The sequence below is a fragment of the Neoakkermansia glycaniphila genome, assembly GCF_001683795.1.
GTDB classification, from domain to species: domain Bacteria; phylum Verrucomicrobiota; class Verrucomicrobiia; order Verrucomicrobiales; family Akkermansiaceae; genus Akkermansia; species Akkermansia glycaniphila.
The window spans coordinates 265,998-283,937 of record NZ_LIGX01000002.1; the positions used below are offsets into that span (position 1 = coordinate 265,998).

The following is a 17,940-nucleotide window of genomic DNA, read 5'->3' on the forward strand; positions in this document are numbered from 1 at the left end:
CCATGATTCGATGTTTTTCATATCATTAGAACGTATGAAGTCTTATTTTTACCTTTCCCTGCTGGCTGCCGCCGGTTTGGCGACGACGACACATGCCCAAGAAAGCTTCGAAGAGGCGAAACAAGGCAACTTCACCAAAACGGCCACCATGTACGGTGAATTGACGGCAGCCCCCGACAACGCCGCCATTCACGGCAAAGGCCGCTCGGGCAAACAAGGCCTCCACATCAAAGGAGGCGAAAACAAAACGGTCGAACTGGCCTTGGCCGAAATCCCGAAAGAAGACACCGGCATGGAACTTTGGGCCGAACGCTGGACGGGAGCCAACCCCTTCGCCTTCCGCATCGAGGCCATTGGTAAAAACGGCACCAAAACCATCGCCGAAAACAACAGCATCTCCGTCGGCGGCTACAAAACGAACATCAAAGCCACTATCCCTGCCGGCACGGAAAAACTGCGCTTCGTCTCCACCGCCGCCCCGAAGGGAGGAGTCCTGCTGGACGACCTGCTCCTCATCCCGAACACGCCGATGAAAGTCGGCATCGTCTCCTTCAAGCATCCCGGCATCTACCCCGTCATGCAGCGCAAGGAATACAACCCCGTCCTCGGCGTCAACATCCCGGCGTTGGGTGTCAAGGAAGCCAAACACCTCACGGGCGTCACCATCAACTTCAACGCCGACCCGAAAGACATCGAATCAGTCACCCTCTACTCCGGCACCTCCGATGCTACCCATATCGGCACCGCCGTCTTCACCCCCGCCAAACCCGACAAGGCAAGCGGGCCACTCACGTTCACGGGAGACATGCCGCTCAAATCCGGCAACAACTGGATATGGGTCTCCGTCAAACTCTCGAAAGAAGCCAACCTTGACCACACCCTCACGGCCTCGGCCGGAAGCGTCCTCATCGACGGTAAACCTGCTCCGCAAAACCGCATGGCCGTCCAGAGCACGCAAAACTTCGGCTATGAAGTCGCCCAGCCCGGAGACCTGAAATCCAAAGGCTACCGCATCCCCGGCATGATCCGCACCAAAGACGGCACCCTCATCGCCAGCTTCGATGCCCGCTACCGCCACCACGGCGACCTGGCCGCCGACATCGACGTAGCCGTCGCACGCTCTACCGACGGCGGCCAGACATGGACCGATCCCTACGTCGCCATGGACACCGGCAATGACCCCAAACACGGCTACGACGGCTGCGGCGACGCCTGCATCCTGCAGGATGCCAAAACGGGCCGCATCTGGCTCTCCGCCCTCTGGTACCACAAAAAAGGCAACTCATGGGGAGGCTCCGCTCCCGGCATGAAACCCGAAGAAACAGGACAATTCGTCATGGTACACAGCGATGACGACGGCAAAACATGGAGCAAGGAAATCACCAACATCACCCCCCAGATCAAGGATCCCGCATGGCGCCTCGTCCTGCCCGGCCCCGGCATGGGCATCACCATGAAAGACGGCACCCTCGTCTTCCCTGCCCAGTACCGAGGCAAAAACGATGAAACGGACAAAGGCAAACCATACTCCACCATCTGCTACTCCAAAGACAACGGCAAAACATGGACTTACGGCACCGGCATCAAAATCGACACCACCGAATGCCAGGTCTGCGAACTCGCGGACGGTTCACTCATGCTCAACTGCCGCGACAACCGCGGCGGCTCCCGCACCGTAGGCATCACCAAAGACCTCGGCAAAACGTGGACCATGCATGAAACCGACCGCAAGGCACTCATCGAACCCGTCTGCCAGGCCTCCCTCATCGCCGTGGACGACACCCCGGCCGGCCGCTGCCTCTTCTTCTCCAACCCCCACACCAAGGGAGGCCGCCACACCATGAGCATACAGGTATCGCAGGACGAAGGCAAAACATGGAGCAAAGCCTACACCTACGACAGCCGCCCCGGCTGCGGATACTCCTGCCTCGCCCCCATCGACAAGGAACATATCGGCATCCTGTATGAAACACCGCTTGGTATCAACTTCCTGCGCATCAAATACAGCGACCTCGGCCTCGGCGGCAAATAAACCCGCATCCGGCCGGGAATGCAACACCTCTTGCATTTCCGGCCCATAAAGGCAACAAGGCGCCAAAAATCGAACAAAACAGACAAACGCGTCATCTCACACTCAAAGGCAACGACTCGCCTCGTTCAATTCCCGAAACAAACCCACCCCCATGATCGCCTCAGCAACCACCACAACCCTCTGCCTGTTGTCGGTAGCCCTTCACCTGCCTGAGGCACAGGCTGTGGCTTTACCGAGCCGGCCGCGCATCCCATCGAGCCAGGCAGCTTCCCCATTGCCTCGCTATGTAACTGCCGACGACATCGGCAACCTCGGCACAGAAGCAAGCTGGCAAATCTACATGCCCGAAGCCGCCTATCGTGCCGACCGATGGAACGAACAGGAAGCACGAAGACTCGGCAGAAAAGACGACCTCGCCGCCTTACAGGCCATCAATGCCACCTACGCCCTCCTTCCAAACGACAGCCATAACGACGGAAGGAGCAAAAAAGGGTCCGAATTCGTCCATCGACGCAACGGCGCACCCCCTCTCACCGCCGAACAAACAGCCAAATTGAACGAATCCCTCCGCGCCTCCCGTGAGGCATCGCGGACCTTCACATCCGAAGAAATACGAACGCTCATGGGATATCCGGAACTTCCCGACGCCGAAGCCGCCGCATTGATTCGCCTCTGGAACGAACTCGAAACCGCACGCTGCACTCCAAACAACAGCGCCACACCCTCCACCCCATCCTCACCTCAATCATGAAAACCTCATCCATACTGCCCGCCATCCTGTTCGCCTTCGCGACCATGGCGCAGGCCGAAGATATGACGCTTGCCAATAAAGACACGCTCGTCAACATATCCATCCTTGAAAAAGGAAGCGACCACGTACGCATCCGCCACGACGGAGGCATCGCCAAAATCAAATACAACGAACTCACCCCCGAGTGGCAGAAAAAACTCGACCTCACGCCGGAACAAGTCACCCAGCGAATGGAATCGGCCAAGCAGGCCGCACAAGCCAAGGCAGACCGCATCCGCAACTCCTTCTCGGAAGCGGAACGCGCGCCCCGCTACCTGCGAGGCGCGGACATCATGACCATCTTCTCCGAACAGGGGGAAATCTCCACCCGCGAAGCCGAATACCTCGCCGCAGTCTGGAATGAAAAGGAAGCCCTCCGGCTTGCCCATGCCGAAGAAGCCGCCGCCTTCCGGGAAACCATCAAAAACCAGGCTCCGGCCGTCTCCGGCACGCGTGAAAAACGAGCCTCCGCGCTGGAACGCATCACCACCCTTCAGGGCGAAATCGCCACCCTGCAAGGCCAGTTGACGGCCTCGCAAGGCAGCATCGCCTCCCTCCAGCAGCAGAACAAAGACCTGCGCGAAGCATTCAAAAACATCCCGCGCGGCAGCAACACCACCATGGTCGTGGACGACGGCCCAACCATCGTCCCCTACCCCTACCCGCCTCAGCCCATCCAGATCGTCCAGCCCGTCGTCTATCCCCGCCCGAACAGGCCTAACCACACCTGCCCGACTCCTTCCCAGCCGACGCGTCCTAGCATCACTCCGCCGCCCAACCGACAGCCCATCTACAAACCTTCCACCCCGGCGCCATCCCAGCCGCGGACGACTCCCATCAAAATGGGACGTTGAAAACAGTCATGAGCGGCATCGCCCTGCTTCATTAAGCCCCATGCCCCTGCATGGGGCTTCAGCTTTCCGCAACCGCTCGCAATAAAACGACAACACATTCATTATCAACAAAAATAAAACAAGAAACACTCTCGGCACGGACTCTGAAAAAATCCCGGCTGAACAAGATTAGTGTTGACGGAGGGCGAACCAGCAGATAAACTCGGTGCGCTTTGTTCTGCCAGGTGGCACGGCAAAGACTTTAATATTCATCCCGAACTTTCAAAGTCACCTCCTATTATGGCTAAATATGCTATCAATGGTTTCGGTCGCATCGGACGCAACGTTCTGCGTTCCATGCCCAAAGAAGAACTCGTCAAAGTTGTTGCCATCAACGACCTGACCAATCCCGCCACTCTGGCCCACCTCCTGAAGTACGACTCCACTCAGGGCATCTATCCGCACGAAGTCTCCATCGACGGCGAATACCTCGTCATCGACGGTCACAAGATCCTCATCTGTGCCGAACGCAATCCTGCCGACCTGCCTTGGGCCAAGCTCGGCGTTGACGTCGTCCTCGAATCCACCGGCTTCTTCACCAAGCGCGAAGGCGCTTCCCTGCACCTCGACGCAGGCGCCAAGAAAGTTCTCATCTCCGCTCCGGCCACCAACCCGGACCTTACGTTCTGCATCGGCATCAACGACAACGAATACGACGCCGCCAAGCACAACATCGTCTCCAACGCCTCCTGCACGACGAACTGCCTCGCCCCGATGGTCAAGGTACTCGACGACACATTCGGCGTGGACAAGGGCATGATGAGCACCATCCACTCCTACACGAACGACCAGAAGATCCTCGACCTTCCGCACAGCGACCTTCGCCGCGCCCGTTCCGCCGCCATCAACATCATCCCGACCTCCACTGGCGCCGCCAAGGCCATCGGTGAAGTCATCCCCACCCTCAAGGGCAAGCTTCATGGCGGATCCTTCCGCGTGCCGACCCCCACGGGTTCCTTCACCGACTTCGTCGCCATCCTCAAGAAGGATGCCACCGTCGAAGAAATCAACGCAGCCATGAAGGCCGCCGCTGAAGGCCCGATGAAAGGCGTTCTCCGCTACACGGACGAAGAAATCGTCCTTCAGGACATCGTTTCCGACCCGCACTCCTGCATCTTCGACTCCAAGCTGACGCTCGTTCTCGGCGGCAACTTCGTCAAGGTCGGCGGCTGGTACGACAACGAATGGGGTTACTCCAACCGCGCTGCCCAGGCTCTCAAGAAGCTCGGCGACAGCCTGTAAAGATCCATCGGCATAGGGATTGATTCCCGCGAGTCGTCCTCATGCCGGACCTGTTTTCGGGGGAACCTTGCGTTCCCCCGACTTTTTATCCGAACAACAGACCAAAACACTCATCAATATGGCAAAACTCACCGTGCGCGACCTCGACGTCGCCGGCAAGCAAGTCCTCATGCGCGTGGACTTCAATGTACCCCTCAAGGATGGCGCCATCACCAACGATGCCCGCATCGCCGCCGCCCTCCCCACCATCAAATACCTCGTTGAACACGGCGCACGCCTCGTTCTTTGCTCCCACCTCGGCCGCCCGGCCAACGAACCCGATCCCGTGTTCTCCCTCGCTCCGGCAGCCGTACGCCTCGGCGAACTCCTCGGCAAGCCCGTCACCTTCGTCCCCGAAGCCATCGGCGACAAGGCCGATGCCGCTCGCGCCGCCATGAAGGACGGCGACGTCATCCTTCTGGAAAACGTCCGCTTCTACCCGGGTGAAAAGAAAAACAACCCGGAATTCGCCAAAGCTCTCCTCGGTGCCGCCACCATCTTCGTCAACGATGCATTCGGCTCCGCCCACCGCGCCCACTCCTCCACGGAAGGCGTCACCCACTTCGCTGAAAAGAGCGCCATGGGCTTCCTCATCGAACGCGAACTCGAATACCTCGAAGGCAAACTCGACAACCCGGAACACCCATTCGTCGTCATCATGGGCGGCGCCAAGGTCTCCGACAAAATCGAAGTCCTCTCCAAACTCATGGAAAAGGCCGACACCTTCCTCATCGGCGGCGCCATGGCCAACACCTTCCTTGCTGCTGAAGGCTACGACCTTGGAGCCTCCAAAATCGAAGGCGACAAACTCGACCTCGCCCGCCAGATCCTCGCGGAAGCCAAGGCCAAAAACGTCCAGTTCCTCCTTCCTGCCGACGTACGCGTCGCCATGAAATTCGAAGACGGAGCCGAAACCACCTGCACCGCCCCCTTCGCGGAAGGCGGCAAAGTGTGCGAAGGCGGCATGGCCATCGACATCGGCGACAAAGCCATTGCCGAATTCGCGGCCATCATCAAAAACGCCAAAACCGTCCTCTGGAACGGCCCGATGGGCGTCTTTGAAATGGACTGCTTCGCCAAGGGCACCAAGGAAATCGCGGAAGCCCTCGCGGATTCCTCCGCCATCTCCATCGTCGGTGGCGGCGACTCCGTCACAGCGGCCAAGAAATTCAAGGTGCAGGACAAACTCTCCTTCTGCTCGACGGGTGGCGGCGCCTCCCTCGAACTCCTCGAAGGCAAAATCCTCCCCGGCGTCGGAGCCCTGACCGACAAGTAAATCTTCGGAACTCATCCGAACCGACAGGAACCGCCCTCTCTCGAAGGCGGTTCCTTCTTTTTTGCAGACCTCTCTCTGCCGGAAAAGCACAGGAGGAACCTCCTCCACCCGCCTCAAAAAAAGCATGATTTGTATTGACATTTAAGCGAAATTATTGCACATTGCGCGTCCGCACCGGTCACGCAGACTGGCGCGAGACCAACTTGGCGGGTGACCTCGTGCGCACCGACGTCAAAAGAACGAAGACAAAACCGCATTTTAGCTCCATCAATCATATTATGGCTCAACATCACAAGCTGAACGCTACCAAGCGCAGCATCAAAGGTACCGGCAAACTCAACGCACTCCGCGCCCAGGGCATCCTTCCCTGCGTCGTTTACGGTGCAGGAGTCGAAACAATCGACATCCAGGTCAATGCCCGCGAATTCGCGGCCATGCTTGCCGGTGCCACCTCCGAACACATGCTCGTCGACCTCCAGATCGACGGAGCCGGCAAACTTTGCCTACTGAAGGACATCCAGCACAACTTCCTGACGGACAAGGCTATCCACGCCGACTTCCTCTCCGTCAATGACGACACCGTCATCACCTCCCTCGTTCCCGTCGTCCTTCAGGGTGAAGCTGCCGGCACCAAATTCGGCGGCCTTGTGGACCAGACCCTGCATGAACTCCCGATCAAGTGCAAGGTGAAGAACCTCCCGGAAGAAATCTCCGTGGACATCTCCGCCCTCAACATCGGCGACATCCTGCGCGTAGCCGCCATCACGCTTCCCGCCGGCATCGAAACCTCCATGGACGGAGAAGTCGGCATCGTGACCATCGAAGGCACCGTCGGCAGCGATACCGAAGCAGCGGAAGCCGCCGCTCCCGAAGCCTGATCCGCCTCCGGCAAACCTTATCGGCAACCGCATCCCCCACGGGGTGCGGTTGTTTTGTTTTAGAGCCCCCACTTTTCTATTCCATTCGCTTGCCCGTGTGATACAATAAGGAACCAAGCCTCGTACGGCCATGAAAATTCCGCTTTCCCTCTTCCTTTTCGTCTGCCTGCCCGTATCAGCCGACACGATCAAACTGATCGACGGCACAACCTACGAAGACTGCAAAATCCTTTTCAGGCAGGGCGAAGAAATCGTCCTTGAATACCCCGACCCGCAAACGCCTTCCATCAAACGGGAAACGCGTATCAAGGAATACGATGTATTGAAACATATCAAAAGCACGCCTGCCGACTACGAATTCAAAAAAATCATGCGTAAAGCAGCAAGGCTGGGCGAAATGACTCCGCAAGACCGAACGGAAACCCTGCAAGCCGTCATCGATTTTCTGGAAAAACATCCCGCTTATCCGCAAGCAGCCCAACTCGAAGAGCTGGCCGACTCATTGCGGGATGCTGCCCGCATACCGGAAGAAACCCCGGAAGGCGACGCCAAACAAACGACACCATTAACCGATGCAAAAAAACCTCAAACGGATTCCGCCTTGGACAAAGAACGGTTCGCTTACGATCGTGAAGCCAATCGCCTGTATAACGCCATGATGGAACACACCCGCGCCGAACGCAACGTCGAAGCCATGCAAATGTTCACTCTTCTGGAGCAGTTCAAGGGCTCTGCCGCCTATGTCAAGGCATATCCGGAAGCCGGCCGCCTGGCCGTAACGCTCCAAACCCAGTGGACACGGCAACGGGACGCCTTGCTCAAACAGCAACAAGAACGCAATCGGCAAATGGATCGCATGTCTCCTCAAAAACAGGAACAAGCCTCCAAATACCTTGCCAAATGGCGCAACGAACAACAGACCGTCAGCAACAACCTCGCCAACGAAGCCAAAAAGAAAAAATGGAACTGGTACACGCCTCCTGAAGACAACATGGCAGCCACAACAAGCGCTCTTCATCTGGCTGAAACCGTCAGTGAGCGCTTGGCCCGCCCCATTGAGCAAACCGGCAACCGACCGGGACAGCTGACTCCTCTCATCATCGATTTCTGGCAGCAGATCGACTCCGGCGACTTGTCGCAAGCCAAGGGAACCCTGAAAAAAATCGAAACAGCCGGCATGCCGCCATCCTATCTCGAACCTCTGAAAAACGCGCTCCTGCCACAGAAAGCCACCCCGGCAGCAACCAAAGAACTACCCTGAACGCATCGGCACCCGCGCACGCATAACCTTCATCAAACAAGGAAAGAATAACGGACAATACCGCTTCGCGCGGGCAACCTTACCCACGGACGCGCAAGACCGAATTCAAGCTTCACAACCGTTCCTCCATCAAGTATAATCCGTCCATGCGCATTGATGCAAAAACCCGCAAGACGGGAGAAACCGACATCTCCCTCGAAATCAACATCGACGGCAGCGGATGCGCTGCCATCAACACGGGCCATGCCTTCTACGACCACATGCTCCACCTCTTCACGCGCCATTCCCTCATGGACATGACCTTGAATGCGGACGGGGATCTCGATGTCGATGCGCACCACACCGTCGAAGACGTCGCCATCGTCCTCGGAGAAAGCCTCCGGTGCGCATTGGGCGACAAAAAAGGCATCAAACGCTACGGCACGGCCTACGTACCCATGGATGAAACGCTCGCCCGCGCCGTCATCGACCTGAGCAACAGGCCCTTCCTTGAATTCCGCGTTTCGAGGGACATGCCTGATGCGCCCAATTTCCCGCTCACCCTCTGTGAAGAATTCTGCCGCGCACTCGTCAACAACCTGCGCTGCAACCTCCACATTGAAGTCTTTTACGGTCGCGACGGCCACCACATTGCCGAAGCCATCTTCAAAAGCGTGGCACATGCCCTGCGCGAAGCCATGGAAATCGATCCGCGAGCCCAGGGAATCCTTCCATCGACCAAAGGCACCCTCTCATGAGTACCTCCCGACTCGGCATCATCGACTATGGAGCGGGCAACCTCCACAGCGTACGCAACACCTTCCGGGCAGCAGGGTACGAAAGCACCCTCGTCTCTCAACCGTCCCATCTGGAAGGCTTGACGCACCTCGTCCTTCCCGGAGTGGGAGAATTCGGAGATTGCGCCACCAAACTGCGCGCACAGGGACTGGAAGAACACGTACGCTCATGGATTGCGGAAGACAAACCCTTCCTCGGCATCTGCGTCGGCTACCAGATCCTCTTCGAAAGCGGCGACGAATCCCCCGTCGTACCGGGGCTCGGCATCCTGCGCGGCCATGTCCGCAAATTTCCCGAAGGAGACCTGAAAGTCCCGCACATGGGCTGGAACGGCATCTCCCTGCTCCACCCGGAAGACCCCGTCTGGCAAGGAATGGACGGCCATCCCCACTTCTACTTCGTCCACTCCTACTACCCTGTACCGGAGAATGACGAATGGACGGCAGCCACATGCTCCTACGGGGGCACCTTCGCCGCAGCCGTGCGCCGGGGCAACCTTGTCGCCACCCAGTTCCATCCGGAAAAAAGCCAGAAATTGGGCATCCGCTTCCTGTCGAATTTCCTGACGCTCCGCTGACCTCTCCCTTGATGAAAATCCTCGACCGCTACATCCTGCGCCAGCTCATCTTCGTCACCCTGCTCGGGGTGGTCGCATTGAGCGCGCTGCTGTTGCTCGGGGAACTCTTCAAACAACTGCGTCCCCTGCTCGTCGAAAGCGGCGCACCGCCCAGCATCGTACTGGAATTCATCTTCCAGGTCATCCCCTTCTCCCTCACCTTCTCCATTCCCTGGGGCTTTCTCACCGCTGTCCTGCTCGTTTACGGCAGGCTGGCAGCCGACAATGAACTGACCTCCATGCGCATGGCCGGCCTCAGCCTCTGGCGGCTGAGCATGCCCGCCATCGTCTTCGGCATCGCACTGTCCGCCCTGTGCTACTACGTCAACATCGAAATCGCCCCCAAAGGCAAGCAGGCCATGGCGGACATCGTCCGGCGGGCCGCCATGAACGACCCGAAAAGCCTGCTCCGCCCGGGGCAATCCATCACCAGCTTCAAAAACCAGCAAATCTTCATCGACGACGGCGATGAAGCCTCCCGCACCCTCTACGGCATCCACATCTACCAGCTCCCCAAAGACGGCCTAACCAAAATGGTCGTACATGCCCAGAAAGCCCTGGTTGACTTTGATGAAGACCATCGCATCCTGAAACTGCAAATGTACGACACATTCATCGAAGGACAGGACAAGGACGGCAAAGACTACTCCCCCTTCATCTCCGAAATGCCCTGGGAAATCCAGCTTCCTAATTCCGACACCAAAAAGCTCAAGCCCAACCTCTACACCAACTCCGAAATCAACGCCCTGCTCAACGACCCGGAACAATCCGCCAAATTGACCACTCGGCAAAGACTTGAATTCGAAACGGAATTCCCGAAACGAGCCTCCTTCTCGGTGGCCTGTATCGCTTTCGCCCTCATCGGCGTACCGCTCGCCGTCTCGGCGCGCAGGCGCGACACCTCCACCGGCTTCGCCATGGGCATCCTGATTGCCTCGCTCTACTTCGTCGCCCTCGTCTTCTCCGAACTCTCGCGCAAATACGCAGGCCCGGCACCATACTGGATCCTCTGGGCGCCCAACATCGCCTGCCTCATACTGGCTATCGAGCTGCACAGGCGCGCACGCTACCGGGGTTGAAGCCTTCTGCACCCTCTTCATTTCATCAGTCCCGAAGCAAATCCACCTAAGAGTGGCTCCGGCCAGACTGTACAAGACTCACAGCCATCTGCCCGCTTCGTATCAAGTCGCAGAGCCGGATCGACGCCACCCCGTCGCTCTACCGGATTCGACAAGAAACGGTCATCACATTCCAACCGATCCGATGGGACATTCCTGCCGGAAAACAAAACCGGCATCCGTTCATCCTCGCGGACGGAACGCATGCCGGTATATTCGAATCATCGATTATCCGCTTTATACGACCGGAGCCGCTCCGCTCACATCCTCCATGGCGGGCACAGGTTCCGCCGCCGGCATCGCAGCATCGGGCGCAGGCTGCGCAGCGGGCACCACAGCGGGCACCACAGCGGGTAAGGCAGGAGCAGGCTCAAGCACGCCATCGAACGACGAACGAGCCGGAAGCACAGACTTGCCGCCAGCTGCCGCCATCAACTGGGAAACCGTCACAAGGCGGAAACCGCGGGCCTGCAGACCGCGCACAATCTCCTCGATGGAATCGGCCGTCCGCTGGTGAATATCGTGTACCAGAATGATCGAACCGCAATTGGCTCCGTTGATCGCCGTATTGATCACATCCTGCGTAGAGGCACGCTTCTTGTTCCAGTCCAGCGTATCCACATCCCACAAAATGGCGGGAGTACCGTACTTGGAATAAATATACTGGTTCTGCTGCTTGCTCAGAGCGCCGTACGGCGGCCGCATCACCGCCGGAACCTGTCCGGAAGCATCGATGATTGCCTGCCGCGTACGCCCGATCTCGGAATCGATCTTCTCACGGCTGCATTTGGTCAGCTGCGGATGGGACCATGTATGAATACCTACTTCATGCCCTTCGGCCACAGCGCGGCGCACAATTCCGGGATTGCGCTTCACATTCTGCCCCAGCGCAAAAAACGTACCCTTCGCATTGTACTTGTTCAGCACATCCAGTATTCTGGGAGTCAACTGGGCATGGGGACCGTCATCGAACGTCAGGGCCACCAGCTTCTCGGCCACCGGCACGCGGGAAATGCGGATACCCATCCCGGCACGGGCTGAGGAAGGAGTCACAGAAGGGCGAGGGCGCACGGCAGCAATATGCTGTGCCGCGGAATCATCCTTCTTATTCTGTTGCTTTGGCATGGCCGGAACGACGGGCTTGACCGTCTCCGCCGGCACGGAAGTGAATTCCCCGTCTTCCGAAACTGCGGCCTTCTCTTTCGTCTGGCAGGCAACCTGCACGCACAACAGCAATGCGGCCATCAAACCGCGTCCGAATATCACTTTCATAAAAGGAAAAATGTTTGCAGGCACCACTATACCTGCCGGGAACGAATGTGCAACACTTTATCATCTCTCCGCGCACGATTTTTGAAAGATTCCAGTTTTCCCGGCACCCCGGAACAGGGATTCCGCCATCATCCGCCGCCACGCCAAACGGCCTCCCCATGCCAATATACCCATAAGAGCCTGACTGTGACTTTCATCTCATAAAACACGCTTTGCCCGGTATCAGGAACAATACCAAAAAAAACAAATGAACCGTTTTGTATTGTTGACGTACCTGCCCCGATGGTCTAGAATACGAAGCGGACGGTTTAGCGCCAGACTGGCAGCTTGATTGTACTCTGTTAACCTTACATCCTCTTGGCTGTGTACTCAAACGAACCATACCTTTTAGACCTGCTCGTAGAAGCGGGCGCTCTCCATCGCGAACAAATCGAACAATTTCGCCGGGAGCTTTCCCCGAGACAGAGCGTTATTGAATATATCATTCAAAACCAATATCTCACCGACGAGTACATCGCCCAGGTATGCGCCCACAGTTCCGGCATGGCCTATGCCCCGCTGGACGACTACATGCTGAATCAGGAAACTCTCGCCCTCGTCTCCCCTGAGGTAGCCCGCCGCTACAAAGTCATCCCGCTCGGCACGGACGATTTTACCATAACCTGCGCCATTGCCGACCCCTTTGCCTTCGAAACGCTCGACAGCCTTCCCCAGATCCTCGGCAAGGACATCACCTTCGCCGTCGCCACTCAGGATGCCATCAACCGCGCTCTCGAAAACTACTATCCTGCTAGCAGCCATACAGATCACGACTCCGCGCTGCAGGAAGACGGCGATGCGCCCATCATCCGCCTCGTTCAGCAAATGATCTCGGACGCCTACAAAATGCGCGCATCCGACATCCACATCGAGCCCATGGAAAACCGGCTGCGCATCCGCTTCCGCATCGACGGCAAACTCGTCGAAGTAGCAACGCATCCGAAGAAACTCCTCAGCGCCGTCATCGCCCGACTGAAAGTCATGAGCTCCACCATGAGCATCGCGGAAAAACGCCTCCCGCAGGACGGCCGCATCCAGCTCGACATCGGCGGCAAACAGATCGACCTCCGCGTCTCCTCCGTACCCAGCAACCACGGCGAAAGCATCGTCATGCGTATTCTGGACAAATCGGCCCTCGTACTCGGCCTTCCGCAGCTCGGCTTCTTCTCCGACGACGAAGCCACCTTCGACCGCCTCATCACTCTGCCGGACGGCATCATCCTCGTCACCGGCCCCACCGGTTCCGGTAAGACGACGACGCTCTACGCCTGCCTGAACCACATCAACCGCCCGGACAAGAAAATCATCACCGTGGAAGACCCGGTCGAATACGAACTTTCCGGCATCAACCAGGTCATGGTCAAGGCAGACATCGGCATGACCTTCTCCGCCGCACTCCGCTCCATGCTCCGCCAGGCGCCGAACATCATCATGATCGGGGAAATCCGCGACGCCGAAACGGCCAACATCGCCATCAACGCATCACTCACGGGCCACCTCGTCTTCTCCACCCTACACACCAACGACGCCCCCAGCGCCGTCGCACGTCTGGCAGACATCGGCGTCAAACGCTTCCTCATCGCCTCCTCCGTCCGCGCCGTCATGGCCCAGCGCCTCGTCCGCAAACTCTGCGCCAACTGCAAACGCCCCGGCGAACTCACGGAAAAACAGGCCCGCACCCTCAACATCGACATGTCCCGCCTCACCCCGGGGCAAATTCAAGTCCCCGTCGGCTGCGCCACCTGCCGGGGCAGCGGCACCAAGGGACGAATGGGCCTCTTCGAAATCTTCGAAATCGACGACGAAGTGCGCCACATGATCAACGAACAGATCACCACCCCGCAGCTCCGCAAACGAGCCCGCGAACTCGGCATGAGAACCCTGCGCGAAGACGGCGTACGCAAAGTGCTGGCAGGCCTCTGCTCGGCCGAAGAAGTCATGCACGTCACCATGGGAGACGCCAACTAAACACCAAGAACAGATTTTTCAGCATGGACACAAATCTCGCCCTCGAAGTATTCATCGGACGCGGAATGATCGACCATCCCCTCGCCCGGGATATTCAGGAAGAAATGGTCAACAGCGGCAAGGATTTGCCCGATGTACTGACCGACTTCGGCGTCCTCGGCGCCCCTGTCGACTTCTGGACCATCATCGCCCATGAACTTGGCGCGGAACTCATCTCTCTGGACGGGTTCGTCCCCGATCCGGCCGTCCTTCAGACGATCCCGCCGAACCTGGCCCGCATGCACGGGGCCCTTCCCGTCCGCCGAAGCGCGGATGGCCTGTACGTCTGCCTTGAAGACCCGCTGAACCCGCAAACCGTCGAAGACCTGCGCTTCGCCCTCGGGCTGGACATCCACCTCCTCGTTGCGCCCGACTATCAGGTGCAGGCCCGCCTGAACGAAAGCTACGGCGGCGAAGCGGCAGCCATGAGCGACCTCATGGCGGAACTGAGCGCCATCAGCCACAGCGAAGACTCCCTGAACGACGAAGTCAACTCCACGCCCATCATCCGCTTCGTTGACCTCGTCATCACGCAGGCCATCAAGGAACGTGCATCCGACATCCATTTCGAACCCTTCGAACACGAATTCAAAATCCGCTACCGCGTGGACGGCGCCCTGTACGAAATGCAGCCCCCGCCCGTCCATCTCGCCACCCCCGTCATCTCCCGCGTCAAGGTCATGGCGAACATGAACATCGCCGAACGCCGCGTACCGCAGGACGGACGCATCGTCAAACAGGTCGGCGACCACTCGGTGGACATGCGCGTATCTTCCCTGCCCACCCAGTACGGAGAATCCGTCGTACTCCGCGTGCTCGACCGCTCCTCCGTCAACCTCAACCTGAACAACCTCGGCCTCCCGACGCACATCCACGAGTACATCCTCGACACCGTCAACAAGCCGAACGGCATCTTCATCGTCACAGGCCCCACCGGCGCCGGTAAAACCACCACCCTCTACGCCGCACTCCGCGAAGTCAACACCATCGACTCCAAGGTACTCACTGCGGAAGACCCGGTGGAATACGACATCGACGGCATCGTCCAGATCCCCGTCAACGAAGCCATCGGCATGGACTTCCCCATGGTGCTGCGAGCCTTCCTCCGCCAGGACCCGGACCGCATCATGGTCGGGGAAATGCGTGACCAGGAAACCGCCCAGATCGCCATTCAGGCATCCCTCACGGGCCACTTGGTACTCTCCACCCTCCATACCAACGATGCCGCTGGCGCCGTCACCCGACTGGTGGACATGGGCTGCGAACCCTTCCTTGTGGCCGCCTCGCTCGAAGGCGTACTCGCCCAGCGCCTCGTCCGCACCATCTGCCCGGACTGCCGCGTACCCTACGAACCTTCCGCCACCGTCCTCTCCCAGCTCGGCATCTCCCCCTACGAACTCGGCAACAAAACATTCTACACGGGCTCGCGTTGCGACCGGTGCGGAGGCTCCGGCTACAAAGGCCGTAAAGGCCTCTACGAACTGCTCGACATCAACGATACCCTCAAGGATATGATCACGGACCGCGCTCCGACCGTCGTCCTGCGCCAGAAAGCCATCGAAATGGGGATGACCACCCTGCGCGAAGACGGCCTTCGCAACATCTACGAAGGCAACACCACCATCGAAGAAGTTCTCAAATACACCTGAAGCTCGACTCTCTCCCGAACCATCCGATCCCGCATATACTCCGAACAAACTCCATTCCACCATCCAGTTCTCATATGGCTAATTTCCAATACACCGCACTTAACCAGAATGGCGAAGCCCAAACGGGCGTCATCTCCGCGGCTTCCAAAATCGAAGCACTTGAATCCATCAAGGCGATGGGGCTCTATCCGACGGAAATCAGTGAAACCGGCAAGAGCGGCAAACCTTCGGCACCGAAGCCCAAGAAAACCGACGCCTCCGGCAAAAAGGTCAAGAGCAAAGGGCGCAAAGGCAAAGCCGGCGGCTCCGTCAAAGGCAAGGAACTGATGATCTTCACCCGGCAGCTCGCCACGCTGATCGATGCCGGGCTTCCCCTCCTGCAGGGTCTGAACGTCCTGTACAAACAGGAACCGAACCCCAACCTCCGCGCCACCATCGGCGCACTCTGCGAATCCGTCCAGAGCGGATCCACCTTCTCCGAAGCCCTCGCACAGCACCCGAAAATCTTCAACAAGCTGTTCGTCAACATGGTGAAGGCCGGGGAACTCGGCGGTGTGCTTGAAGTCGTTCTTACCCGCCTTGCGGAATATCAGGAAAAAGCGCAGAAACTCCGCAGCAAAATCGTATCCGCCATGGTGTATCCCTCCATCATCATGTTCATCGCGGTTGCCATCCTCATCTTCCTGATGCTCGTCATCGTACCGAAATTCAAGGAAATGTTCTCCACGAACGGACAGGAACTCCCGGCCATCTCCCAGTTCGTATTCAACCTCAGCGACTGGTTCTTCGAAATGCACTGGGGCATCCCGAACGCCGTCTTCCTCCTCCTCTTTGTCGTCATCTTCTACATCGCCTTCACGATGCTCCAGCGTACGCCCAAAGGCCTGCATGAAATCGACCGCATCAAGCTCAAGCTTCCGCTCGTCGGCCGAGTGCTGCGCCAAAGCTCCGTCGCCCGCTTCTCGCGCACGTTCGGCACACTTGTCACCTCCGGCGTCCCCATCCTCCAGGCGCTCACCATCACGCGCGAAACCGCCGGCAACTGCATCGTCGCCGATGCCGTAGGCCGCATTCACGACTCCGTCAAGGAAGGTGAATCCATCGTCACGCCCATGAACACCTGCCCCGTCTTCCCTCCCATGATGATCTCCATGGTCGACGTCGGTGAGGAAACGGGCCAGCTCCCGGACATGCTCCTCAAAGTGGCAGACGTTTACGACGAAGAAGTGGACAACGCCGTCAGCGCCCTGACCTCCATGCTGGAACCGATCATGATCGTCTTCCTCGCCGTGGTCGTCGGCGGCATCGTGTTCGCCATGTTCATGCCGCTCATGAACCTGATCTCCAACATGTAAACTCATGACGTACCATCGCCATATCCGGCTGCACCGGGGATTCACGCTCATCGAAATCCTCATCGTCATCGCCATCATCGCCATCCTGATGACCATCGGCATGTTCGCCTTCAACGCAATCAAGGAAAAGAAACGTGCGGAAACGGTCAAAGTCACTATCTCTGCGCTCTCGACCGCGCTGGACCAATACCGTTCCGACAACTCGTGCTACCCTGTCGGCGACGGCAGCGAAACCAGCTCCACCAAGCTGTACGAAGCCCTCTACCGTGATGAAGACGGCGACGGCCGGCCGGATATGAACCCCGAAGGCCAAGGTCGCCTGAAGCCGTATTGGGACAAACTCAAACCCGGATCTTCCGATCCGGAAAGCGTCAACGTCAAACGCCGCAATGGCCGCTACGTCATCCTTGACCCGTGGGGCACCCCCTACCGTTACCGCCTCGGCAGCGGCCAGAACGCCGTCGATGCGGACGGCAACCGCGGCAACGGCATCAACGCCGACTTCGACATCTGGTCTCTCGGACCCGACATGAAGGGCAACAACGGCCCCAACAAAACAGGCGACAACGAAGACAACATCTGCAACTGGTAACCAGGCTGCACGAAAATCCAATCCTTCCCTTCTTCCGCATGGAAGAAGGGATTTTTCGTATCCTGCGACAAAACAAACGCTTTCGCTTCCGAAAAAACCGGATG

At 58.3% G+C, this 17,940-nt stretch carries 15 protein-coding genes; 14 read left to right on the forward strand and 1 reads right to left on the reverse strand.

The window, feature by feature from the left end:
* Positions 1 to 34 precede the first annotated feature (34 nt).
* The 10 genes from AC781_RS01925 to AC781_RS01970 all read left to right on the forward strand — a co-directional run bounded on the left by AC781_RS01925 (position 35) and on the right by AC781_RS01970 (position 10,883).
* Complete coding sequence (locus AC781_RS01925) at positions 35 to 2,032, forward strand: sialidase family protein (RefSeq protein ID WP_172801739.1); 1,998 nt, start codon at positions 35 to 37, stop codon at positions 2,030 to 2,032.
* Positions 2,033 to 2,183: 151 nt separating this feature from the next.
* Positions 2,184 to 2,783, forward strand: a complete 600-nt coding sequence (locus AC781_RS01930; protein WP_141675684.1) for a hypothetical protein — start codon at positions 2,184 to 2,186, stop codon at positions 2,781 to 2,783.
* Positions 2,780 to 3,676, forward strand: coding sequence for a hypothetical protein (locus AC781_RS01935; protein WP_067772584.1), 897 nt, complete (start codon positions 2,780 to 2,782; stop codon positions 3,674 to 3,676). Before AC781_RS01930 ends, AC781_RS01935 begins: the two co-directional genes overlap by 4 nt.
* 276 nt (positions 3,677 to 3,952) lie before the next feature.
* Positions 3,953 to 4,957, forward strand: coding sequence for a type I glyceraldehyde-3-phosphate dehydrogenase (gap, locus tag AC781_RS01940; protein ID WP_197677925.1), 1,005 nt, complete (start codon positions 3,953 to 3,955; stop codon positions 4,955 to 4,957).
* A gap of 118 nt (positions 4,958 to 5,075) precedes the next feature.
* Positions 5,076 to 6,272 (forward strand): phosphoglycerate kinase, encoded by a 1,197-nt coding sequence (locus AC781_RS01945; RefSeq protein ID WP_067772849.1) that lies wholly within the window; start codon positions 5,076 to 5,078, stop codon positions 6,270 to 6,272.
* Between the two features lie 278 nt (positions 6,273 to 6,550).
* Positions 6,551 to 7,150, forward strand: a complete 600-nt coding sequence (locus AC781_RS01950) for a 50S ribosomal protein L25 (protein WP_141675685.1) — start codon at positions 6,551 to 6,553, stop codon at positions 7,148 to 7,150.
* 130 nt (positions 7,151 to 7,280) lie between these two features.
* Positions 7,281 to 8,411, forward strand: coding sequence for a hypothetical protein (locus AC781_RS01955; RefSeq protein WP_067772596.1), 1,131 nt, complete (start codon positions 7,281 to 7,283; stop codon positions 8,409 to 8,411).
* A 146-nt stretch (positions 8,412 to 8,557) separates the two neighbouring features.
* The gene (gene hisB / locus AC781_RS01960; RefSeq protein WP_067772598.1) at positions 8,558 to 9,148 is read left to right on the forward strand and encodes an imidazoleglycerol-phosphate dehydratase HisB; all 591 of its coding nucleotides are present in this window, start codon (positions 8,558 to 8,560) and stop codon (positions 9,146 to 9,148) included.
* Positions 9,145 to 9,765, forward strand: a complete 621-nt coding sequence (gene hisH / locus AC781_RS01965) for an imidazole glycerol phosphate synthase subunit HisH (RefSeq protein ID WP_067772601.1) — start codon at positions 9,145 to 9,147, stop codon at positions 9,763 to 9,765. The genes hisB and hisH overlap by 4 nt, the downstream gene beginning before the upstream one ends.
* 11 nt (positions 9,766 to 9,776) lie before the next feature.
* A complete protein-coding gene (locus tag AC781_RS01970; protein WP_067772603.1) occupies positions 9,777 to 10,883 on the forward strand; it encodes an LptF/LptG family permease in 1,107 nt (368 codons plus the stop codon).
* Between the two features lie 276 nt (positions 10,884 to 11,159).
* Here the strand turns inward: AC781_RS01970 and AC781_RS01975 are convergent, their stop codons facing one another.
* Positions 11,160 to 12,194, reverse strand: coding sequence for a polysaccharide deacetylase family protein (locus AC781_RS01975; protein ID WP_067772606.1), 1,035 nt, complete (start codon positions 12,192 to 12,194; stop codon positions 11,160 to 11,162).
* 363 nt (positions 12,195 to 12,557) lie between these two features.
* On the opposite strand from AC781_RS01975, the gene AC781_RS01980 reads away from it, so the two are divergent.
* From AC781_RS01980 to AC781_RS01995, 4 genes are all read left to right on the forward strand, one after another.
* Positions 12,558 to 14,201, forward strand: coding sequence for a GspE/PulE family protein (locus AC781_RS01980; protein WP_067772609.1), 1,644 nt, complete (start codon positions 12,558 to 12,560; stop codon positions 14,199 to 14,201).
* A 23-nt stretch (positions 14,202 to 14,224) separates the two neighbouring features.
* Entirely contained in the window at positions 14,225 to 15,889 is a 1,665-nt protein-coding gene (locus AC781_RS01985) for a GspE/PulE family protein (protein WP_067772612.1), read from the forward strand.
* A 74-nt stretch (positions 15,890 to 15,963) separates the two neighbouring features.
* The gene (locus AC781_RS01990) at positions 15,964 to 17,244 is read left to right on the forward strand and encodes a type II secretion system F family protein (RefSeq protein WP_067772614.1); all 1,281 of its coding nucleotides are present in this window, start codon (positions 15,964 to 15,966) and stop codon (positions 17,242 to 17,244) included.
* Positions 17,245 to 17,248: 4 nt separating this feature from the next.
* Positions 17,249 to 17,836: a prepilin-type N-terminal cleavage/methylation domain-containing protein gene (locus AC781_RS01995; protein ID WP_067772618.1), complete on the forward strand. Its 588-nt coding sequence runs from the start codon at positions 17,249 to 17,251 to the stop codon at positions 17,834 to 17,836.
* Positions 17,837 to 17,940 lie beyond the last annotated feature (104 nt).